This window comes from Pseudarthrobacter polychromogenes (genome assembly GCF_014644495.1).
Taxonomy (GTDB): domain Bacteria; phylum Actinomycetota; class Actinomycetes; order Actinomycetales; family Micrococcaceae; genus Arthrobacter; species Arthrobacter polychromogenes.
In genome coordinates, this window is record NZ_BMKU01000009.1 from 55,521 (window position 1) to 76,231 (window position 20,711).

Consider the following 20,711-nt stretch of genomic DNA (forward strand, 5'->3'; position numbering starts at 1 on the left):
CTATGGGGCTGGACTGCGTGCTAGACGATGTCCTGGCTCTTGGCGAACCGGGTGATGGCCCGCTGGGTGCCGCGGTTGGCCAGGACCTGGATGATGGTGCTGACAGAGGCCGAGATCAGCGCGAACGTCAGCGCGGACTGCAGGCTCGTGGGGACGTCCTCGTCCTTGCCGGTAGGCGGCTCACGCCCGGTGGACTTTTCCCAGATGGTGTTGACCAGCTTGGTGCCGACGAAGCCGGCGCCGAGGCTCACGCCGGTGCCGAGCAGCTTGATGAAAAGGTTCATTCCTTAGTACTCCTTGCGGGCGGAAAACGGGCTGTTCCTAGCCTATCTGGCGTTTGCCGGGTCCCTTGCCCAGCGTGCCGCGTCGCTTGTTCAGTCTGACGGGGGTTCGGTGCGGAACTTGATCATCTTGTGGGTGCCGTCGCAATAGGGCTTGATGGCTGAGGCGCCGCACCGGCAGAGCGCCACGGTTTTGCGGTCACGGGGAACCGGTTCGCCGGACGGCGTGACGAGCTCAAAGTCGCCGCGCACAATAAGGGGCCCGTCGGGGCAAACCACAATGGAGCTCTCGGTGGGTTCCTGGTTCATCTCTGCTCCTGCGGATCGCTGGGAAATTTGGTGGAAGTCGTTGTTGATGCCTGCGTGGAGCCCGTCAGTAGAGTTCATGCCCTGGTGCTCAGGCCGCAGCAGGCAATGCCTGCCTCAGCGAGGTCCCGCCATTTTCCCAGGACTGCATGATGTGCGCGGACAGCCTGCCGTCCACGGCCATGACCGCGGTGGCTCCGAACAGGACGTCCGCCAGCAGGTGGGGTTCGGCCTCAACCAGCCCGCCCGCAAGGTCCCGGCCGGCAATCTGCTCGTGGACGGCGTCGGCCTCCACATGCTCGTCGAAGTAGTGGGTGACGTCCGTATCGAATCCATGCCGTCGGAAGCCCCTGCCGTACAGGCGGTTGGGCTGGGAGGACGTCATCTCATAGATGGCCAGATGCCCCGTGATGGCGCCCCGCAGCCGGCGGTTCAGGCCGAACAGGGACATCAGGTTCACAGCAGCGAGGGAGACCGCGGGGACGGCGTCCACGTATGCCCCGTACCCGTCCTCCATTCCCAGGCCCCGCATGGTGCGGGCAAAAAGGGCGCTGTGCATCCGCTCGGGCCGTCCGCCGCCGTACTCGTCCGCCTGGATTTCCACCAGTGCCGCTTTCGGCCTGCCGGAGAGCCGCGGGATGGCGAAGGTGTGCGGGTCGGCTTCCTTCAGCTGGTAGATGGACTTGTGGATCAGGAATTCCTTGAGCTGGCCCAGGCTGGCCTTCCGGGCCACATACCGGGAGAGGCTGGGGCCGGTGTCGCGTGCGGCCAGGCCGAACAGGACGTCGGCCACTGCGTCGCTGGTGACACCGGGTTCTGCCGGAAGGTCCAGGTTACCGGCGGCCGCCGCGGCAGCCTCCCGGAGCGCGGCTTCGAACGGCTTTTCCAGCCGCTGGCGCACCCGGATCAGTTCCGGGGCCCACTCCCACTCGTCACCCACGCCCTCAAGGCCCGAGTAGTGGAGCTCGTAGAGGCAGAAGAGCGTCAGCTGGAGGTCGTCGTCGCCAATGATGTCCAGGGTTTCGGGAAGATGGCCGGCCACCGTCCGGTGCAGGGCCTCAAGGGCGGCCCCGTCCATGCCCGGCAGTTCCTTGAGGACGTTGAATAAGGCGGTGCTGACGGGACCCCGTGCTGCTGGGATTTTCATGGTGCTCCTTCAGGTCTGGCGTGTGCCGGGTCCGTGCCCCCTGCGCTGGGGGCCCGGCCGGAAGATGGTGGTCAGCGGCCGCGGGTGCCGGGCGCTGAAGACGTGGCGGTGCTGGAGGTGACGGCGCCGGAGCCGTCTCCGGCAGCGGCCGGGTCTGGTCCACGGGCGAGCATGATGGCCAGGGCAATCATGGCCAGGCCAAGGACCAGGTGGAGCCAGTTGTCGGCATCGTTTGCGGGGAGGAAGTTCGCCGGGGTGGTGTCTCCGACCAGGAGGCCGTACAGCCAGAGGACCAGGTAGATGACACCGCCGTAGATGAGGAAGTTCCGTGCCTGCGGGTGCGAGCGCGACATCAGGACGCCGGCAAGTCCAAAGAGCAGGTGCACGGAGTTGTGGAGGACGGACACCTGGAAGATCCCGAGCAGCAGCGCTCCTGAGGCGTGCCCGGCCAGGTGGAGCGCGTCATAGTGTGAGGTGATGCCGGGAATGAATCCCAGGATGCCGGCCAGGCAGAACACGGCGCCCGTTGCGAGCGCCGCCTTCTGCAGGCCTGTTCGGGCGCCTGCCCGGCGGATGCTGGCTGCCATGTGCTGTACTCCTCAAACCCTGGAGACAACATAGTAAGCATGATTACTAAATAATTGCTAAGCAGGCTTTGTATTCTGCCGGCGTTGTGCGCCGGTCACTAGCCTTCCGGGCCGGCCCACGAGTAGGGGTTTGTGTCCGGACTTCCGCGGCGGCCGTGGTCGTAGCGTTGCTGCCAGGACTTCCCGACGGCGGACACCAGTTCCGCCAGCAGGGAATAGTAGGGGTGGTCCGGGCTGATGAAAATCATCTCGTCCCAGGCTTTCAGGGCCTCACTCCGCGCCGGCCGGCCGGAGGATATCGCGGAGAGCCTCGACCACCAGGTCATGGTCCTGCACCTGCGGCAATCCGGACACGGTGACGGTTGCTACGGCGCCCACCCCGGTGACGTACACGGGGAAGGAACCGCCGTGCGCGGCGTAGAGCGCCTGGTCGAACCAGGCATTGTCTTCAATACGTCCGCCGCTGAGCCGGGCGCGCAGCCCCACCAGCAGGGAAGGAACCTCGTACCGGGCGGCGGTCCGCTTCTTGGCCCGGATCCAGTGCCCGTTGTCCGGTGTTGCCCCCGGCAAGGCAACGTGGAAGAGGACCTGCTCGCCCTTGGTGATGTCGATGGCGATGGGAAGCCCGCGCTCTTTGCCCAGCTCCACCAGGAGCAGCCCCAGGTTCAGGGAGTCGTCCAGGGAGAAACCGGGAAATTGGAGTTCCCGGACCTCCGCCTCAATCCGCACGATCAAGGCCTCCAGGGATCCCGCCGGCTGGGCATCGCGGGAATCCGGATCATACCCGGTCACATCTGGTGGATTCGCAGTCATGGCCCACAATCTACCCCTCCCTGCGGTAAACTGGACCACGCCCAACAGGGCGGATATTTCACCAAACAGAATCATTCAACGACAGGGGAGCGCCGCCGTCGGCATCACTGGCCATGCCAGGGACCGCAGGTGGGCGCTGAGAGTGCGGACAGCCGCAGACCCTCGAACCTGATCCGGTTAGTACCGGCGCAAGGGAGTCGAGTTCTCGAAGTGCGCGCAGCGGCAGCAGTGCCGGTAGCCGCGTCCACTTTCCCCTCCTGTTCCTCAGGAGGACCACATGGCAACAACAGCAGTCAAGAAGCCCGCCGGCAAGTCCTGGCGCGTCGTGGACATCGTGGTGGCGGCCCTCATCGCCGTCGCCGGCGGCGTCATTTTCTGGGCCTGGTCCCAGGGGGCCGCCGCAGTCTCCGGACCCATGAACGCCGTCTACCCGCCCCTGACCGGCCTGATCGCCGGCGGCTGGATGATCCCGGCCGTCCTGGGCATGCTCATCATCCGCAAGCCAGGCGCCGCGCTCTTCTGCGAGACGGTGGCCGCCACGGGTGAACTGTTCATGGGCTCCCAGTACGGGGCGTCCGTACTGTTCTCCGGATTCGTCCAGGGCCTGGGTGCCGAGATCATCTTCGCTATCTTCGTGTACCGGAAGTTCAACCTGCCCGTGGCACTGCTTGCCGGCGCCGCCGCCGGCCTTTTCTGCGGCCTGAACGACTCCTTCGCGCCGTGGGGCTGGAACATCGCCTACGCCGCCGGCGACAAGCTGGCCTACATCATCTTCACCGCCATCTCCGGCGCCATCATCGCCGGAGCACTGTCCTGGATTGCCACCCGCGGCCTGGCCAGGACCGGGGTCCTGAGCTCCTTTGCATCACGCAAGGCGGCAACGGAGCCCGTCTTCTCCTGATGGGCGCCCCTTCGCGGCACGAGGAATCCGTGGCGGTGCGTCCGGCTGCCGTCACAGCCCGTGGCTGGGGCTGGCGGCACGCGGGGCGCGCCAAGCCGGCCGTCCGTGGCCTCGACCTGGAGATTCGCCCGGGGGAGCGGGTGCTCCTCCTGGGGCCCTCCGGCGCCGGCAAGTCCACGCTCCTGCATGCCCTGGCCGGGGTACTGGGGGACATAGACGACGACGGCGGCGACGCCAGCGAGTCCGACGAGACGGGTTCGCTGCTGGTTGACGGCGCCGTGCCCCGCGGGCAGCGCGGCCGGGCCGGGCTGATGCAGCAGGACCCGGAGACGCAGGTGGTCCTCTCCCGCGTCGGCGACGACGTTGCCTTCGGCGCCGAGAACCTCGCCGTGCCCCGCGACGCCATCTGGGCCCGCGTGCACGAGGCGCTGGACGACGTCGGACTTTCCCACCTGCCGCTGGACCACCCGACGTCGGCCCTGTCCGGCGGGCAAAAACAGCGCCTGGCGCTGGCAGGAATCCTCGCCATGCGGCCCGGCCTGATCCTGCTCGACGAGCCCACGGCGAACCTGGACCCTGCCGGTGTGCTGGAAGTCCGCGACGCCGTGGGCCGCTGCCTGGACAAAACCGGTGCCACGCTGGTTGTGGTGGAGCACCGGGTGTCCGTGTGGAAGGACCTGGTGGACCGGATCGTGGTGCTGCAGCCGGGCAGCGCCACCGATGATGCCGTGCTGCTTGACGGTCCTCCGGACCAGGTGCTCGCGGACGCGCGGACCATGCTGGCGGCGGCAGGTGTGTGGGTGCCCGGGTATGTTCCTGAGACACGTGCAAGGTCGGGCAACCCGGCGGCAGGCTCCGGCGATCTCCTGCTGGCGGCCGAACACCTTGCGGTTTCCCGGGAACGTCCGCGCCGCAGCGGCTTTCGGAAGGTCCCCACGGTGCCCGTCCAACACGATATTTCCGCGCAGGTCCGGGCAGGGCAGGCGCTGGCCATCACGGGCCCCAACGGGGCGGGCAAGTCAACGTTTGCGCTGACCCTCGCGGGACTCCTGGAGCCGGTGGCTGGAAAGGTGTCGGCCACCCTGGACCTCAGCCGCGGCGCCGGGATAGACCCTTATAAGTGGAAAGCCGAGCAGCTCATCGAGCGGATCGGCACCGTGTTCCAGGAGCCTGAGCACCAGTTCGTCACCGGGAAGGTGCTGGACGAACTCCTGTTCGGTCCGCGGCACCTGGGGCACGGTGAGGAGCGCGTGGACGAGCTGCTGGAGCGGTTGCGGCTGACCCACCTCGTGGACGCGAACCCCTATACGCTGTCCGGCGGCGAGAAGCGGCGCCTCTCCGTGGCCACGGTCCTGGCGGCCCATCCCCGCGTGCTCGTGCTGGACGAGCCGACGTTCGGCCAGGACGCCAACACCTGGGCGGAGCTGGCCTCGTTCCTGTCCGAGCTCCTGGATGGCGGCACCGCCGTGGTGTCCGTGACGCACGACGCCGAGTTCACCGCCGCACTGGGTGGAACCGAGCTGCGGATGGCTGCCGCCGAACCGGTGGCGCCATGAGGCAGGAACTGAACCTGCGCGGCAACCAGGCCCCGCTGACCCGCGCCAATCCCCTGAGCAAGTTCGCCGCTGTCTTCCTCATCACGGCAGTGCTGGCGCTTTCGATCGACTGGGTTTCCGCGTCAGTGGCGCTGGCCTTCGAATTCCTGCTGTTCCCGCTCGCAGGCCTGACGCTGACGCTGCTGTGGCAGCGCGGCTGGCCGCTGATCCTCGCGGCGGCCGTGGGGGGCTGGAGTACCTCAATCCTGGCTCCGGACAGCGGAAGGACGCTGATCGACGTCGGCATCTGGACCATGAGCGAAGGCTCGCTGGAACTGGGGATCGGCTTCATGCTGCGCGGGCTGGCCATCGCCCTTCCGGCGGTGCTGCTCATGAGCTGCACCGACCCCACGGACCTGGCCGATGCCCTGGCACAGAAGGCCCGCCTGCCGCACCGCTTTGTGCTGGGGACCCTGGCCGCCATGAGGCTGGTGGGCCTGATGGCGGAAGAGTGGCAGACCATCGGCATGGCGCGCCGGGCCCGGGGCGTGGGTTCGCGCGGCAGTGCCGTTCAGCGGTTGAAGGCGACGCTGGGGCAGAGCTTCGGGCTCCTGGTGCAGGCAATCCGCCGGGCGTCACGGCTGGCAGTGACCATGGAGGCGCGTGGTTTCGGCGGCGGACGCCGGACGTGGGCGCGCGAATCCACCTTCAGCGCGCTGGATGCCTGGGTGCTTGCCGGGGGCGTAGTGATGGCGGGAACAGCGGTGGTTGCAGCAGTGTCCCTTGGGACATGGAACATGGTGTGGCTGGGAAGCTGACACCTGGGCCGGCCTAGGGGCAGGCATAGTTGTAGTCGAAACCCCTGGACACGAACTGGGCCAGCACCACCCTGCCGCCGCCGGTCAGCGGCTCCTGTGAGCAGGCGCTCGCCGCGCCGGAGGCGTTGAGGGACCCGGCCAGCCAGCTGGGAAGCGAATAGAGGTTGCTCGAGCTGCTGACTGTTCCGACAATCCGGTCCCACTGCTGGCCGGTCGAGTAGATCCCCACCTCGGCTCCGATGCTGTGGAAGAAGTCAGTCATGCCTTCGAGGACGGTCCGGTTGGCATCCTTGTCGGTCCGGGACCAGCTGTTCTCCGTTTCAACGTCCAGCCACCAGAAGTATGAGGAGGGGTTGATGATCCCGCGGAAGTACGCGTCGTCGTAGGCCTTGGCGAAGCCGTACATATAAGCGCAGGCCTTGCCGTAGTCCCCGGCCTTGCAGGGGCCGTAAGGGTTGTGGACATCCTTGCCGGGCGGGTACTCGTCGTTTTCCGGCCACCAGGAGCCGGCGGCGCCGGGATTGGCGGTGTTGACGTACAGGGAGACTGTGGGCTGGCCGGGGTGGCCGGCGGAATCTTCGGCCCACCTGAGCTGCTCGGACAGGCAGGGGTTCGTGGTGTTGGCCAGGCCATTGTTGACGCCCACAATGGCAAACGCCTGTTCCGAGGGAAAATCTCCGTTGCACTGCGGCCACGAGATGTCGTTACCCAGAAATGACTGCTGCCCCTCCCCGGGTGAAGGAACGGCGTAGGCGGGGGCACCGGTGACCAGGAACAGCGCGGCAAGAAGCAGGCCAAACATTGCCGGCACGGCCCGTGGGTTTCCGGCGTGCAGTACCCGGTGTGACGGCGCCCTGCCCCGCTTGGTGGTGCTTGGCGGCGCCTTGCTGGCTGGTGTGCGGCGCATGCTGCCTCCGTTGCCGCTGGACGAAGAGGTCCCCATCCAGTGTCCCGCCGTTGGCACGGAGAGGTCAAGGTGCCTCGATTCCCCGGTTATATCGCATGGGACGGGTAACGAATCGTTATGACGGCCCATTGGGGAGTCCATGTCCCGCCCGATAGCTCATGTGTGATATAAACTTGACTATGACGCAGGAAACCGCCGAACACGTTGCCGCCATGTTGAGGGACGCCCGCAGTGAGAAGGGCTGGACCCAGGGCCAGCTGGCTTCCGAGCTGGGTACGAGCCAAAGCGCCGTTGCCCGGATGGAGCAGGGCAAGCAAAACCTGAGCCTCAGAATGATCCAGCGCCTTGAAGCGATCTTTGGCAGGAGCATCGTGAACGTGGGCAAGCCGCAGATGACGCACCTGCGGGTTGAGGGCGGACATACCCTTTCAGGTTCTGTGGACGTCAACAGCAGCAAGAACGCCGGAGTGGCACTGCTCTGTGCCAGCCTGATCAACCGGGGGACTACTATCCTTCGCCGCCTGGCGCGCATCGAAGAGGTAAACCGGATTGTTGAGGTCCTTAGCAGCATCGGCGTGGAGTGCACCTGGCTTAACGACACCGACCTGCAGCTTCGGCGTCCGGCTGTGCTGGACCTGGACGCCATGGACGTTGACGCGGCACGCCGCACGCGGAGCGTCATCATGCTTCTGGGACCCCTGCTGGACGAATCTGCAAAATACCGGCTCCCCTATGCCGGCGGCTGCGACCTCGGGACCCGTACGGTTGAACCGCATATGCAGGCACTCCGCCAGTTCGGACTCTCGGTGGAGGCCACCGCAGGTTTCTACAGCGTCCAGGCCCCGCCCGCGGACACCCGGGACCGCTCGTTCGTCCTCACCGAACGGGGCGATACTGTCACCGAGAACGCCATCATGGCAGCCGCCCACCGCGAGGGCACAACCGTGATCCGTAACGCCAGCCCCAACTACATGGTGCAGGATCTTTGCTTCTACCTGCAGATGCTGGGCGTGGAGATCGAGGGCGTAGGCACCACCACCCTGAAGATCACGGGGCGCCTGTCCATCGACGCCGACATCGAGTACTTCCCGTCGGAGGACCCCATCGAGGCGATGAGCCTGATCACCGCGGGCATTGTCACCAACTCCGAGGTGACCATCCGGCGCGTGCCCATCGAGTTCATGGAAATTGAGCTGGCAACGCTGGGCCAGATGGGCCAGCAGCTGGAGATCTCCGGGGAGTATATGGCCCGGAACGGCCGGACGCGCCTGGTGGACGTCACCACCAAGCCTTCGGAGCTGCACGCTCCGGAGGACAAGATCCATCCAATGCCGTTCCCCGGGCTCAACATCGATAACCTGCCCTTCTTCGCCGTCATTGCCGCGAATGCCCAGGGACAGACCATGATCCACGACTGGGTCTACGAAAACCGGGCGATCTACCTTACGGAACTCAACCGGCTGGGCGCCCAGGTGCAGCTGCTGGATCCGCACCGGATCTATGTCAACGGACCCACAAAATGGCGTGCGGCCGAGGTGGGCTGCCCGCCTGCACTTCGCCCGGCAGCCTGCCTGCTGCTGGCGATGCTTGCCGCGCGGGGAGTATCAGAGCTGCGGAACATCTACGTCATTGAGCGCGGCTACGAGGACCTGGCGGAGCGGCTGAACGCCATCGGCGCGAAGGTGGAGTACTTCCAGGACTGACCTTTCACGGTTCGTCATGAAAGGCGGGGTCACCCCAAAATCTTCCTGCCTGCCGCAGAATGACAGTATGCGTACATTCGGCGTCGAGGAAGAGCTCCTGATTGTTGACCCGAAAACAGGGGAGCCGCTTGCACTGGCCGATGCCCTGTTGTCCGGGCACAGGATGGCCGCCGACGATGCTCCCGATGCCCGCGCGCTGGAAACCGAAGACAAGACCGTTTACGACGACGACGAGATGGGCTTGAGTGCCGAGCTTAAGCTTGAGCAGATCGAGACCCAGACGCGGCCCTGCCTGGAGTATGGTGTCCTGCTGGACCAGATCCGTGCCGGCCGGACGCTTGCTGACCGGGCTGCCCAAAAGAACGGTGCCAGGGTGGCGGCGCTTGCCACCTCGCCCTTGGCCTCCACCAGCCATACGACACCGGACCCCCGGTATGCCCGGATGCTGGAGCGCTTCGGCCTCACGGCGCAGGAGCAGCTCACCTGTGGCTTCCATGTGCATACCTATATTGAATCGCCAGAAGAAGGCGTGGCGGTCCTGGACCGGATCCGGGACAAACTTGCCGTGCTGACCGCGTTGAGCGCGAACTCCCCGTTCTGGAACGGTGTGCCGACTGGCTTTGAGAGCTACCGGACCCAGGCCTGGAACCGCTGGCCCACCTCAGGACCCGCGGGGATCTACGGAACCTACCCCGCGTACCGGCGGGTGGTCACGCGGCTGCTGGACAGCGGGGTGATGCTGGACGAGGGGATGCTCTACTTCGACGCCAGGCTTTCGCGGAACCACCCCACCGTGGAAGTGAGAGTGGCCGATGTCTGCCTCCGTGCCGAGGATGCCGCGCTCATCGCACTCCTGGTGCGTGCACTGGTGGAGTCGGCCAGCCGGGAGTGGCGGGACGGGGTGGACCCCGCGCCGGTGCCCACTGTGCTGTTGCGCATGGCTGCATGGCAGGCGAGCAGCAGCGGGCTTAGCGGGGAACTGTTGGATTTCGGTACCTTCCGGCCTGCCCGGGCCACGGATGTGGTGCGTTCGCTGGTGGATTACCTCGCGCCCGTCCTGGACGAACAGGGGGAGCTCGCCATCGTGCGGCAGGGCGTGGAGGACATCATCGCCCGCGGCACCGGGGCGGCTGAGCAGCGCCGGGTCCGTGACAAGGCCATGGCAGGTTCTTCACCCGAAGATCTCGGCCTGGGCGCCGTGGTAAACCACGCGGTGAATATCACCATGCGTGGGGCCATGGACCTTTCGGAAGTGGAAGCGGCCCCGGACCTGCTGCGCGTCCGGCAGTCCTAGGCGCTCCTGGGCATACGAGGGGCTGCCTCTTGAGCAGACAGGGGCTGCGCGTACGGCAAGGCATATGCCACGGGAGGCTGGCCAGCTTTATACCCGGGGGCGCTGGGCAGACCTCCGCGTCCGGCGACCTTGCTCTGTCCTAAGGAGCGATGTTTGCTCTCTCCTAAAGGACAGCAAGGGAGGCTTCCAGCAGTAGGTGCCACTCAGGGAACGGATCCTGGGGAAGTTCATCCTCGGTGGGTCCGGGGTCTTCCGGCACGTCCACGTCTGGCGGATCGAAGTCATCGGGCAGGTCCAGGTCCTGGGACATCCCAAAGTACTCAACAAAGCCCTGGAGGGTCAGGCCTCCGATCGCAGACAAACTCGGTTGTCCTTCCGATTTCGTTGCCGTACTCCACATGTCAGTAACCCAGTCTGGCCAGTGGGGTGGTTCCCAGTCCTGGTGTTCGCTTTTGTAGTGCCGCCCGGACGGTGAGATCCAGCCGGGTGGTTCATCCTTGGTGGCCGGTGTTGGTTTCCACCCGCTGCTGTGCCGAAGTTTGTGGTGCTTCGGGCAGGGCTGTCCGAGATTGCTGATCCCGGTGGTCCCGCCGTGCTGCCAGGCCAGGAGGTGGTCTGCCTCGTTATCCAAAGAACTGTTGTTGCAGCCGGGGAAGGGGCATGTGCCGTCCCGCAGCCGCAGCCAGTTCCGCATCGCTTTGGTAACCCGGTAGCTGGTCCGCCCGATCTCCAACGGTGCCCCGTCCCTCGGATCAACAAGGACCCGGTGGAACGAATCGGCACCGTTCGCGACCAGGTCCCGTGCCATGGACGGCGGGATGGGCCCGAAGCCGTCCAGCACGGCCGGCTCATCCGTCAGGCCCATCAGCGCGACTACCGGGACCATGACGAGCACCTGCGCCCGCACCGCAGACGACAGCCCGGCGGGATCCATCCCGGCACCCGCCCCGTCGTTGGTACCGAACCCGTCGCCGTTGCCTGTACTCACCCATTCGCTGTCGCCTGTATGAAGGCGGGAGCTGTCTCCATTACCGCGGCTGGTGCCGCTGGTGAGGATGGCTTCGGCGAAGTCGTCGGCCCGGATCTGGGTGAGGGTGCGGGACTCGTCGGGTCCTTGTGCGGCCCGGGCGAGGGCGTTGAGCCGGTTCCAGCCCGCCATTGCCTGATGGGCGGGGAGGTAGGCCGAGAGCCAGGCCATGCCGTCCTGGTCCGGCCGGTACTCGACCCGCCGGTCCGCTAGGCCCTTGGCGTGGCGTTTCTCGATCGATTCGGGGTGGTGGCGTTCGCGCCAGGTACGGGCCTTGGCCTTGAACCGGTAGGCGGGCATCTCCCCGATCATGGCCGTGGCGGCAGGCCGGACCGTGTCGGGGTCGAGGAAGTGGGCCTCCAGGGCCGCGGCGCCGGCGGCGTCGAGGGTGGCTGCCTCCTCCGCCATGCCCCGGGCGTGCTGCCACGAGATCAAACCGCCCTGCAAGGCCGCGAGTGTGCGGGGCAGGGTGGTTGTCAGGGCGTGGGACTCGGCCAACAGGGCACCGGCGGCGCGGTCACCGATCACCAGCGCGCACCCGACCTCGGCCACCAGGCTCCGGTCCTGCGCCGTCGCCTCCTGCGGCGAGGACGGCGGACCGTTCAGCAGGCTCGTGGCGGCCGCGAGAACCTGAACCGCCTGCGCCTTCAACGCCGCCAGCTTCGCCTCAGACCGGGCCAGCCCGGCAAGAACATCCAACGCCCCATCGGCAACCCGCTGCAACTCATCATCCAAACCAGCAGCAGGAGTTGGGCCCGCTTCTGCGGCAGGATCCGGCTCACCAGCCGCGGCACCGTCCCTGCCATCCAACGCAGCAGTAAACGCAGCGATGCCAGCCATAACGGCTTCCTCCGCCTGCACCACCGCCGGGTTCGTTTCCATACAAACATCATCTTGCGGGGGTCTGACAAAAAGAGCCATGCGGCAGGGGCTGTGGATAACTAGTGGGCTGCTGGTCATCCACAGCCCTGGCGGCACTACCGCAGGCATGCCATACTCGGCGCGTGACGTCGTCGTACTCGTTCAAAGCGGAGCTGTGGCTGTACCCGGGCGAGGCTGGCTGGCATTTCCTCACCCTGCCGCCGGACGTGGCGGACGATGTCCGCGCACAAAATGCAGGGCGCAGCAAGGCGTTTGGCTCAGTCCAGGTGAGTGCAGAAATTGCCGGCCACACTTGGCAGACCTCGCTCTTCCCGGACACCAAAACAGGGACGTACCTCCTGCCGGTCAAGAAGGCCATCAGGGCCAAGGCACGGATCAGCGAAGGCGACGCCGTCGAAGTCCGCCTCTCCGTCCAGGGCACCTGAAGCCCACACAGCGCCTGATGCCCGCACAGCGCCTTCCCACATAGCGCGGCACCGCCCTCCGGTACTCAGCGAACGCCCCACCGAAGGAAGCGGCGAGGCTGGCCTCCTCCCGCAAGACCTGGCGATGGACGGCACCGGCCGCCACCGGAAGTGCGGCCAGGCTCCACGCGTTGCGCCGTACCAGCCCAATGCCCAGATGCAGCAGCGTCCAGCCCACATACATAGGGTTGCGCGAGAATGAATACGGGCCGGACGTCAAAAGCTCAGCCGGCCGGGTGAGGAGAGTGCGGTGGGCTGCCCACCATGACCAGGTGACGAGGACGCCACCTGCGGCGAGCGATGCGCCGCCCGCTGTCCGCAGACGCCTCTGCCAGCGGCTTGATATCCCCGAAAGCCTGATTGGAACCAGGCGCTGAAGGGCCGCGCCGGCGGCGATGCCCAGCAGGTTCTGCTCCGGCAGGGGGATGTTGGACAGCAGCAGCCGCCAGCCGGGAGCAGCGACCTTTCCAGGCATGCCCACCACCACCGTCCGGAGTGCTAGATCTGCTTGAGCGCCTGCTCCAGGTCGCCGATGAGGTCGTCCACATCCTCCAGGCCGACGGAAAGCCGCACCACGCCGTCGCTCAGGCCGATCGCCGCCCTGCCCTCCGGCCCCATGGCGCGGTGCGTGGTGGTGGCCGGGTGGGTGATGAGGGACTTGGCGTCGCCCAGGTTGTTGGAGATGTCGATGATCCGCAGGCCGTCCAGCAGCGCGAACGCTGCTTCCTTCCCGGAACGGCCCCCGGAGGGCGCAAGCTCGAGGGTGAGGACGGTGCCTCCGGCGCTCATCTGCTTTGCCGCCAGCTCATACTGCGGGTGCGATTTCAGCAGCGGGTACTTCACCCAGCTGACAGCAGGCTGCTCCTCCAGCCACTCTGCGAGCCGCAGCGCGGTGGCCGAGGAATGGTTGACGCGCAGCGCCATGGTCTCAAGGCCCTTGGTGAGCACCCACGCATTGAACGCGGACAACGCCGGTCCGGTGTGCCGCATCAGCTGCTTCACCGGGCCGTCGATGAACTCCTTGGTGCCCAGGATGGCGCCGCCGAGCACCCTGCCCTGGCCGTCGATGTGCTTGGTTCCGGAGTACACAATGACGTCCGCGCCGAACTGCCCGCAGCGCTGCAGCAGGGGAGTGGCGAAGACATTGTCGACGACGACGGTCGCCCCGGCTGCGTGCGCCAATTCGCTGACCGCGGCGATGTCCACGATCTCCTGCATCGGGTTGGATGGCGATTCAAAGAAGACGGCGGTGGTGGGCTTGGACAGGGCCTCGCTCCACTGCTCCAGGTCCGGCCCGTCCACGAAGACGGTTTCCACGCCCCACCGCGGCAGGATCTCGTTGAGGATCACAAAGCAGGATCCGAACAGCGAGCGGGCGGCAACCACGCGGTCTCCGGCTGCCAGCAGGGCACCGAGGGCGGTGAACACAGCGGACATCCCGGACGCCGTCGCAAAGCACGCCTCGGTTCCTTCCAGCAGGCGGAGACGCTCCTGGAAGGTGGCCACGGAAGGATTGCCGTAGCGGGAGTAGACAAAGCGCTCGTCCTCGCCCGTGAAGGCGCGCTCGGCGGCAGCGGCGGATTCGTAGACAAAGCCTGAGTTCAGGAAAATGGCTTCGCTGGTTTCCTGGAAGTTGGTGCGGTCCAACCCGCCACGCACGGCCTGGGTATCGGGGCTCCAGCCGGCGGCATCCTCGTTGAAGGTCACTTAGATCTTTCCCAGGTTGGTTGGCAGGCCGCGGTTCTTCCAGCCGTTGACGGTGCGTTCGCCGAAGCGGTCGGGGTCGCCTTCAAAGCCCTCCAGCACGTTGTAGGAGGTGAAGCCGGCCTGGGTGGCCGCTATGGCTGCCGCGATGGACCGCTGGCCGGAGCGGCACAGGAACACCAGTTCGGTTGAACGGTCCTCGGGCGCCTGCTGGTTGAGGTCGTTGATGAAGTCAGGGTTGGGGATGCCGCCGGGGAAAGTCCACTGGATGAACAGCGGATCGTTTTCTGTTGCTTTAGTCTCCGGGATCCCGATGTGGGCCCATTCGCCCTCGGTGCGCACATCCACCAGGATGGCGCCCTGTTCCAGCTTGTCCCAGGCCTCCTGCGGCGTCAGGTCTCCTGCGTAGCTCACGCGTGGCCCTCGCCGTCGAACTCAAGGTCGTCGCCGGCGGACTCGAGGTCGTCCACGGCGTCCGCCACTGCGGCGTCCGCAGAGGCGATCGCTGCCGGCAGGACCACGGCCTGTGCCACGATCACGCTGGTGCCGTTGAAGGTTGCCGCCGGGCTGCCGTGCAGCACATAGCCTTCGGCCAGGGCGTTCGAGATCCGCTCGCAGAATTCACGGTTGTCCGGGCCGCTGATGAGGCGGTAGGACAGTTTTTCTTCAGGGGCAGGTGCGTCAGACACGACGGATCTCCTTCTCTCACGCTTGCAGCTCGAATGGTCGATATGCCGAGTATTCACCTGAGGCACCCCGCCGTGGAAGGAGGGTTGCCGACCGGCCAGTCAGGGCTTGGCGCCGGTACTCATTACTCCCCAAAAACGTAACACTTGCCGCGCGGCGCCGCACCGCCGTCGTCGTCATGTTGCGTAACTGAAGGATGCAGGGCGGACCGCGGCGCAAAAGACGCGTCCGCCGCCTCTCTTTAACTTACGACGGCGACGCCACCTTGGGTGCGCGGGCGCCAGGTGCCTGCCGCCCCCGTCAGCCCGATAAAGTTTCTGCAGGGGCGCTCCGCCCCGCCACTGGAGAAATCAGTCCCTGGGGGGTCTTCATCAGCACGCAATCCGCTGCCGCGTCCACACGTCCCGCCCGGAGCCGCCGGCTGCGGCCCCTCCACCGGATGGCTGCGCTCCTCGCCGCCGTGCTGATGGCCGTCCTGGCGGTGGTGGTGCCCGCCGGGTCAGCGCAGGCAGCGCGGAGCTTCCCGGAGGAAGGCAAGCCGCTGCTGGGGGCAGTCCTCGAATGGGGAGAGGACACCGCCGGCGGCTTCTCCGAACGGCTCGGGGCATCCCCCGCAATCTTCGGACACGACATCTCCTTCCCGTTCCGTGCCGCGGAGGAGAACGATATCCGGGGCTTCCTGGAGCAATCCGCCGGGCAGGGTGCCCATGCGATGCTCACGGTGAGGCCTGCTGTCCCGCTGGACCAGGTCACCGCTGACGCTGCCGCGGCCTTCGCTGGGGAAGTGCGCCGGTTGCAGGGGGATTTGAATGGCCAGTTGCTCATCCGCTTTGCGCCGGACATGAATGCCAGCTGGGTGGAATGGGGCCAGCAGCCGGGCGACTACCGGCCGGCATTCCGGGCGGTAACGGCGGCGTTTCGGGATGCCGGCGCCAGCTATGTCATGGTGTGGGAACCGTACCTGGGCAAGGACTACCCCTTTGACCGGAACCGGAATGCGCCCGGGCCCGGAACTGAGGGATTCTCCCTGCTGGACACTAATGGGGACGGCGCCTGGAATGGCTCGGACAAAGCCTACGAACCCTACTTCCCGGGAGACGACGCCGTGGACTGGGTGGGCCTGACGGCCTACCACGATGACACCGCAGGGGGCGCCGCCGTCAATACCGTACCCCGCACCGGTGAGCTGCAGGAGATGCTCACGGCCTCCGGCGGGGAGAACTTCTACGGGACATATGCCGCGGGGCGGGCCAAGCCCTTCATGCTGCAGACTTCAGCCTTCTACAGCCCGTCCTCCGGAGGCGCCGCGGAAGGGGAGATCAAGAACGGCTGGTGGGATCAGGTGCTGGGCGTTGCCGCATCATCCGACTTCGCACTGACTGGGGCAGTGGTCTGGGACGAACGCACCAGCACACGGGACACGGGGGTGGCCAGCATCGACTGGCGGCTCACCGGAAACGCCGGTATTGCGGACGCTGCCCACACCCGGCTTGAGGAGTCGCCTGTGCAGACGGGGCCCGTTACCGATGTCAGCTCGGGTCCCGGGTTCGCCAGGTCCAATACGCTTTCGGGGGCTGCCGCCTGGACCGTTGGGGCCGCGCTCATCATCCTCCTGGTGGCACTGTGGCAGCTCCCCGCCAGGTTGAGTGCGGTCACGGCGTGGGGCTACAGCGATCCGTCCGGCAGGGACTCACGCGTGGACCTGCTCCGCGGCCTGGCCATCGTGTTCGTGGTGGTGAACCACCTGGGCATGGTGTCGCTGTTCCAGCTCCTGACCCAGGAAGCGGTGGGCTTCGTTTCGGGTGCCGAGCTGTTCGTCCTGTTCTCCGGCCTGGTGGTGGGCATGGTGTACGGGCCCAGGGCGAAGGACGATTTTGGAACGGTGGTGGACCTCACCTCGCGCCGGGCAGGCAAGCTCTACGTAACGGCGCTCGTGGTGCTGGTGGGCGTCTTCCTCCTGTCACTGCTGCCTTTCTTCCGGACCGAGGCGCTCACAACGTTCGTGGACCAGGGCACCGGCGGGGCAGGACACGACGGAGCCGGACGCACCTACGATCTTTACGCGGGCATGGAAACGCTGTTCCAGTTCCCTGTGCCGGCGCAGGTGCTTCCCGCCATCCTGCTGCTCCAGTTCGGGCCGTGGCAGTTCAACGTGATGGGCCTCTACGTGGTGCTGCTGCTGGCCAGCCCGCTGATCCTGGCCGCCCTCAACCGCGGCAAAACTGTCTGGGTGCTGGCGGCATCACTGGCCGTGTACGCGGTGGGTACGGTGACGCGTTTCCGGCTCTTGCCGTCGCAGTTCGAGGATTCATTCCCCTTGCTGGTGTGGCAGGTGCTGTTCGTCATCGGCCTGGCGGTCGGGTTCCACCGGCGGGGCATCGTGGCATGGCTTTCATCGCACACCTGGCTGGTGGCGGCCTGCACTGCCCTGGCCTTCGCGTTCGCTTTTATGTCCTGGGGCAACCCGTACCTGGCCAACGGGTTTGACGTGCGACTGGCGATCATCCCGGACACCGCGTACCGGGCCATGTACGACCTGTTCTTCGGGCGCACCTACCTTGCCCCGGGCCGGTTGCTCAACGTCCTGGTCCTTGTGGTGGCGGCCTACGCCTTCCTCACCGCGTACTGGAAGCCGGTCCAGCGGGCCCTGGGCTGGTTCCTGGTTCCCCTGGGCCGCGCCACCCTTTACGTGTTCATCATGCATGTGGTTCTTATCGCCGTCATTGCCAACATCCCCGCCGTCCAGCAAGAGAACATCCTCATCAACACCCTGGCCTACGCCGTGGTGCTGGGGCTCCTCTGGGTAATGGTGCGGACGCGGTTCCTCTTCAAGATCATTCCCACCTGAGGATGCGCCCCGGCGCGCAGCCCGTGCGCTCTTGCCGGGGGCTGACGGGCGGGACTCAGGGGTGCGGCAGGATCAGCTGGTGAAGCAGGTGGTCCTGCCACTGCCCCGCGATTTTCAGGTATTCCGGCGCGACCCCGATCTCCCGGAACCCTGCGCGCTGCAGGATCCGCCGCGACGCTGTGTTGTGGGGCAGGGTTGCCGCCTGGATACGGTGAAGCCCAAGCGTCGTCCGGGCGTAGTTGGCTGCGTGGAGAACGGCGGCTGTGCCGATCCCTTGCCCGGTGAGTTCGTGGTCCACCCAGTAGCCCAGATTGGCACTGAGGAAGGGGCCGTGCACGATTCCCGTCAGCGTGACCGCCCCAACCACGCGTCCGGCTCGGTGGCCAGCGCACACTGTGCCTCCGCCGTCGTCCTCTTCTTCGACCAATACCCAAGGGACTTCGGTGCCCAACGCGTGCTGGGCGAGTTTGACGCGGATGATGTCCGCCTGATGCCCGGTAGTGAGGAAGGCGTCCGTGCGTTTGGGCTCCCATGGAGCCAGGTGCTCCAGATTGCGCTGATAGGCCCTGGCCAAGGCAGGGGCATCCGCGACCTCGAGCAACCGGATGAGGAGTCCTCCGCGCAGATAAGCGCTGCTGCCAGTCATGTACCAGGGCACCTTTCAGGGCGGGTGCTCCGCAGACGGAGCAACGTTTACGCGACCGAAATGATTCGGCATCCGGCGGCAGGTAGGAGTCCCCGGATACAGGAACGGCGTGGACCCCGGTGCCGAAAGCACGTGGTCCACGCCGTTATCTGTCTACTGCGGCTTGTTATACGAGTCCGGGGTAGCTCGCCAGGATGTAATCGGCGGCAGCCGGGCCCTTCATGCGCAGCCCGTTGTGGCCGGAAGCAATCCTGCGGTGGTTCATGGCTGCCCAAAACTCGGATTCCGGTCCGGGCTTCTGCTGGTTGATAAAGCACCAGCTGGTGTACAGGCCGTACAGGCGGTCGCGGTCCAGCGTGGATTCCGAGGCCTGGTCGAGGTAGGTGGCTTCTTTGAGAAAGAGGTCGAACTGCGAATGTGCCAAGACGGCTTCCCTTCGCTAAGTGCGGTGGTACTGCCGTTCGGCTACAGCAGCTAACCTCAATGCCGTGCACGGGGCAATGGAGTGTGGATGAAGGTGTCACTGCCGCATCTACAATGTAGACTTTACCCGTAGACAACCAATCAAGCAAGCGTATGGACTATCCATCCCCACCGGTCAGCCGCCGCCCCCAACTGCCCATCCGGCGTCGGAAATTTCCTGCCGCCGGAGAGCCTTGGACACCACTATTCGAAGGAAGCGCGGCGCCTGTCCTGCGCCCGGGTTGCCCAGACGTCCGGGCGGTTCACCTTGAAGCGGCGGCCCGTCAGCGCCCGGGCTGAGAGCCGGATGTAGTTCGCCTTTTCGCCCGGCTGCCACGGCTCGAGACCCAAGCTGTCTACGGCATCCTTGTCCGCCTGGTCCTCGATGACCTGGGTGTCTCCGCGCAGCACCACGCTCCACGCCTCTTCGGTGTGGGGATCGTAGCCGTCAATTTCCAGGGCCGCAGGCCGTTCGGACAGGGCGCTCCAGAGCTTGGTGACGCCGGCCGTCCGGAAGGCGATGCTCCGGCGGTGCACCACATAGTTGATCGGGAAGATCTCCGGGTGGCCATCAACCACCACGGCAAGGCGGCCGACTGTGTCATTGGCCAGGAGTTCCCAGCATTCGTCAAAGGTCAGGGTGCCATCCGGCTGCGTCTGCGAGTCCATGAACCACACCTTACGGCCACTGTCCCTGCGGAACCTAGAGTGCAACGGCCCGAATCGCAGGCCGGCCTACTGGATGCCCGCGAACAGCCCGTTCAGTTCCGCAGTGAGCTCCTTTTGCACTGACGGCGTCCCTACCTGCTTGCCGTCGATGTGGTTGACCGGTGCCAGCAGGCGGACGCTGGAAATCAGCCACACAGCATCGGCGTCCAGCAGGTCCTGGGGCTCCAGCGGGCCGTAGCCCAGGTCCCAGCCGGCTGCCTTGGCGGCGGTGAACAGCGCCCCCTGCGACGTTCCGGGCAGGATGCCGCTGTCCAGCTGCGGTGTGATCAGGCGCTTCACAGACGTGCCGTCGTCGGCCTTTTCCACGTGGGCCAGCAGCACGGTGGACGTGGGACCCTCCAGGACCCTGCCGTCCGAGGAGATGAAGATGACGTCGTCCGCGCCCTGTTTGTGGGCGTGGCGGAGGGCGGCCATGTTGACGGCGTAGGAGAGTGTTTTGGCGCCGAGCAGCAGCCAGGGTGCGCGCTCGGCGGCGTCGCTGTCATAGCCGCGGTCCAGGAGGATTACGTCGATCCCGGTTTCGCGCTGGCGGCGGGCGCCTGCGCCCACAGGCGAGACCTGGACCCAGCAGTTGGGGGCAGTTGCGCCTTCCACGCCGCGGGTCACCACGAGTTTCACCACCAGTTCATCCCCGTCCCCGTCCCCGGCCCCCGCCCCGGGAGGGTTCTGGGCCCGGTGCTCGGACAGCGCGGTAGCAATGGCGCGGCGCCACTCGTCCTGGCCCGGAATGGAGAGGTCAAGCGCGTCTGCGGAGCCGGCAAGGCGGTCCAGGTGGGCCTGGATCTTGCGGACGTTTCCGCCCACCGCCAGCATGGTCTCGAAGACGCCGTCGCCCCGGGTGGCGCCCTGGTCTGTCACCATCAGCTGCGGCTGCGAGGCGTCGGCCAGCCGGCCGTCAGGGAAGGTGGGGTCGAGGATAACGAGAACCACGGGCGCAGGAGAGGTCATGGGTCCAGCTTAGTGCGGTGCC

Annotated in this window: 23 protein-coding genes and 2 riboswitches; of the genes, 7 read left to right on the forward strand and 16 right to left on the reverse strand. The window is 66.3% G+C overall.

Annotation, left to right across the window (positions count from 1 at the left end):
• Positions 1-20 precede the first annotated feature (20 nt).
• From IEX43_RS14365 to IEX43_RS14390, 6 genes are all read right to left on the reverse strand, one after another.
• The gene (locus IEX43_RS14365) at positions 21-284 is read right to left on the reverse strand and encodes a DUF4235 domain-containing protein (RefSeq protein WP_188812012.1); all 264 of its coding nucleotides are present in this window, start codon (positions 282-284) and stop codon (positions 21-23) included.
• A gap of 90 nt (positions 285-374) precedes the next feature.
• Entirely contained in the window at positions 375-668 is a 294-nt protein-coding gene (locus IEX43_RS14370; protein ID WP_229666471.1) for a CDGSH iron-sulfur domain-containing protein, read from the reverse strand.
• A 10-nt stretch (positions 669-678) separates the two neighbouring features.
• On the reverse strand, positions 679-1,734 hold the full coding sequence (locus IEX43_RS14375) for an iron-containing redox enzyme family protein (protein WP_188812014.1): 1,056 nt from the start codon (positions 1,732-1,734) through the stop codon (positions 679-681).
• A gap of 71 nt (positions 1,735-1,805) precedes the next feature.
• On the reverse strand, positions 1,806-2,321 hold the full coding sequence (locus IEX43_RS14380) for a DUF4383 domain-containing protein (RefSeq protein ID WP_188812017.1): 516 nt from the start codon (positions 2,319-2,321) through the stop codon (positions 1,806-1,808).
• Positions 2,322-2,419: 98 nt separating this feature from the next.
• On the reverse strand, positions 2,420-2,569 hold the full coding sequence (locus IEX43_RS14385; RefSeq protein ID WP_188812020.1) for a hypothetical protein: 150 nt from the start codon (positions 2,567-2,569) through the stop codon (positions 2,420-2,422).
• Between the two features lie 22 nt (positions 2,570-2,591).
• Positions 2,592-3,134 (reverse strand): heme-degrading domain-containing protein, encoded by a 543-nt coding sequence (locus IEX43_RS14390; protein ID WP_188812022.1) that lies wholly within the window; start codon positions 3,132-3,134, stop codon positions 2,592-2,594.
• Between the two features lie 73 nt (positions 3,135-3,207).
• A riboswitch (TPP riboswitch) is annotated at positions 3,208-3,347 on the forward strand.
• A 64-nt stretch (positions 3,348-3,411) separates the two neighbouring features.
• On the opposite strand from IEX43_RS14390, the gene IEX43_RS14395 reads away from it, so the two are divergent.
• The 3 genes from IEX43_RS14395 to IEX43_RS14405 are packed head-to-tail and all read left to right on the forward strand — an operon-like array spanning position 3,412 to position 6,388.
• Positions 3,412-4,035 (forward strand): ECF transporter S component, encoded by a 624-nt coding sequence (locus IEX43_RS14395; protein WP_188812024.1) that lies wholly within the window; start codon positions 3,412-3,414, stop codon positions 4,033-4,035.
• Positions 4,035-5,591 carry an ABC transporter ATP-binding protein gene (locus IEX43_RS14400; RefSeq protein WP_188812025.1) on the forward strand — a complete coding sequence of 519 codons (1,557 nt, stop codon included), beginning with the start codon at positions 4,035-4,037 and terminating at the stop codon, positions 5,589-5,591. The genes IEX43_RS14395 and IEX43_RS14400 overlap by 1 nt, the downstream gene beginning before the upstream one ends.
• Positions 5,588-6,388 carry an energy-coupling factor transporter transmembrane component T family protein gene (locus IEX43_RS14405; protein WP_188812026.1) on the forward strand — a complete coding sequence of 267 codons (801 nt, stop codon included), beginning with the start codon at positions 5,588-5,590 and terminating at the stop codon, positions 6,386-6,388. Before IEX43_RS14400 ends, IEX43_RS14405 begins: the two co-directional genes overlap by 4 nt.
• A gap of 13 nt (positions 6,389-6,401) precedes the next feature.
• On the opposite strand, the gene IEX43_RS14410 is transcribed toward IEX43_RS14405, so the two are convergent.
• Positions 6,402-7,190 (reverse strand): glycoside hydrolase family 25 domain-containing protein, encoded by a 789-nt coding sequence (locus IEX43_RS14410; RefSeq protein WP_409372350.1) that lies wholly within the window; start codon positions 7,188-7,190, stop codon positions 6,402-6,404.
• A gap of 284 nt (positions 7,191-7,474) precedes the next feature.
• On the opposite strand from IEX43_RS14410, the gene IEX43_RS14415 reads away from it, so the two are divergent.
• Together IEX43_RS14415 and IEX43_RS14420 are read left to right on the forward strand one after the other, a co-directional pair.
• The gene (locus tag IEX43_RS14415; protein ID WP_188812027.1) at positions 7,475-8,998 is read left to right on the forward strand and encodes a UDP-N-acetylglucosamine 1-carboxyvinyltransferase; all 1,524 of its coding nucleotides are present in this window, start codon (positions 7,475-7,477) and stop codon (positions 8,996-8,998) included.
• A gap of 67 nt (positions 8,999-9,065) precedes the next feature.
• Complete coding sequence (locus tag IEX43_RS14420; RefSeq protein WP_188812028.1) at positions 9,066-10,292, forward strand: glutamate--cysteine ligase 2; 1,227 nt, start codon at positions 9,066-9,068, stop codon at positions 10,290-10,292.
• A gap of 163 nt (positions 10,293-10,455) precedes the next feature.
• Here the strand turns inward: IEX43_RS14420 and IEX43_RS14425 are convergent, their stop codons facing one another.
• Positions 10,456-12,201 carry an HNH endonuclease signature motif containing protein gene (locus IEX43_RS14425; protein WP_188812029.1) on the reverse strand — a complete coding sequence of 582 codons (1,746 nt, stop codon included), beginning with the start codon at positions 12,199-12,201 and terminating at the stop codon, positions 10,456-10,458.
• A 122-nt stretch (positions 12,202-12,323) separates the two neighbouring features.
• On the opposite strand from IEX43_RS14425, the gene IEX43_RS14430 reads away from it, so the two are divergent.
• Entirely contained in the window at positions 12,324-12,626 is a 303-nt protein-coding gene (locus IEX43_RS14430) for a DUF1905 domain-containing protein (protein ID WP_188812030.1), read from the forward strand.
• On the opposite strand, the gene IEX43_RS20570 is transcribed toward IEX43_RS14430, so the two are convergent.
• Genes IEX43_RS20570 through IEX43_RS14450 form a run of 4 tightly spaced genes read right to left on the reverse strand, consistent with a single transcriptional unit; the run spans position 12,577 to position 15,058 of the window.
• A complete protein-coding gene (locus tag IEX43_RS20570; protein WP_188812032.1) occupies positions 12,577-13,140 on the reverse strand; it encodes a methyltransferase family protein in 564 nt (187 codons plus the stop codon). The two genes, IEX43_RS14430 and IEX43_RS20570, sit on opposite strands and share 50 nt — an antisense overlap.
• 23 nt (positions 13,141-13,163) lie before the next feature.
• Positions 13,164-14,372, reverse strand: a complete 1,209-nt coding sequence (locus tag IEX43_RS14440; RefSeq protein ID WP_188812034.1) for an O-succinylhomoserine sulfhydrylase — start codon at positions 14,370-14,372, stop codon at positions 13,164-13,166.
• Positions 14,373-14,783 carry a rhodanese-like domain-containing protein gene (locus tag IEX43_RS14445; RefSeq protein ID WP_188812035.1) on the reverse strand — a complete coding sequence of 137 codons (411 nt, stop codon included), beginning with the start codon at positions 14,781-14,783 and terminating at the stop codon, positions 14,373-14,375.
• Complete coding sequence (locus IEX43_RS14450) at positions 14,780-15,058, reverse strand: DUF1737 domain-containing protein (protein ID WP_188812037.1); 279 nt, start codon at positions 15,056-15,058, stop codon at positions 14,780-14,782. Before IEX43_RS14450 ends, IEX43_RS14445 begins: the two co-directional genes overlap by 4 nt.
• A 13-nt stretch (positions 15,059-15,071) precedes the next feature.
• A riboswitch (SAM riboswitch) is annotated at positions 15,072-15,185 on the reverse strand.
• A gap of 310 nt (positions 15,186-15,495) precedes the next feature.
• On the opposite strand from IEX43_RS14450, the gene opgC reads away from it, so the two are divergent.
• Entirely contained in the window at positions 15,496-17,904 is a 2,409-nt protein-coding gene (gene opgC, locus IEX43_RS14455; RefSeq protein ID WP_188812039.1) for an OpgC domain-containing protein, read from the forward strand.
• A 55-nt stretch (positions 17,905-17,959) separates the two neighbouring features.
• Here opgC and IEX43_RS14460 read toward each other — a convergent pair whose 3' ends face one another.
• The 4 genes from IEX43_RS14460 to IEX43_RS14475 all read right to left on the reverse strand — a co-directional run bounded on the left by IEX43_RS14460 (position 17,960) and on the right by IEX43_RS14475 (position 20,689).
• The gene (locus tag IEX43_RS14460; protein WP_188812041.1) at positions 17,960-18,550 is read right to left on the reverse strand and encodes a GNAT family N-acetyltransferase; all 591 of its coding nucleotides are present in this window, start codon (positions 18,548-18,550) and stop codon (positions 17,960-17,962) included.
• 166 nt (positions 18,551-18,716) lie between these two features.
• Positions 18,717-18,974, reverse strand: a complete 258-nt coding sequence (locus IEX43_RS14465; RefSeq protein ID WP_188812043.1) for a hypothetical protein — start codon at positions 18,972-18,974, stop codon at positions 18,717-18,719.
• Between the two features lie 242 nt (positions 18,975-19,216).
• Positions 19,217-19,681, reverse strand: a complete 465-nt coding sequence (locus IEX43_RS14470; protein ID WP_104188559.1) for a pyridoxamine 5'-phosphate oxidase family protein — start codon at positions 19,679-19,681, stop codon at positions 19,217-19,219.
• Between the two features lie 66 nt (positions 19,682-19,747).
• Positions 19,748-20,689 (reverse strand): aminodeoxychorismate lyase, encoded by a 942-nt coding sequence (locus tag IEX43_RS14475; protein WP_188812045.1) that lies wholly within the window; start codon positions 20,687-20,689, stop codon positions 19,748-19,750.
• Between the last annotated feature and the right edge of the window lie 22 nt (positions 20,690-20,711).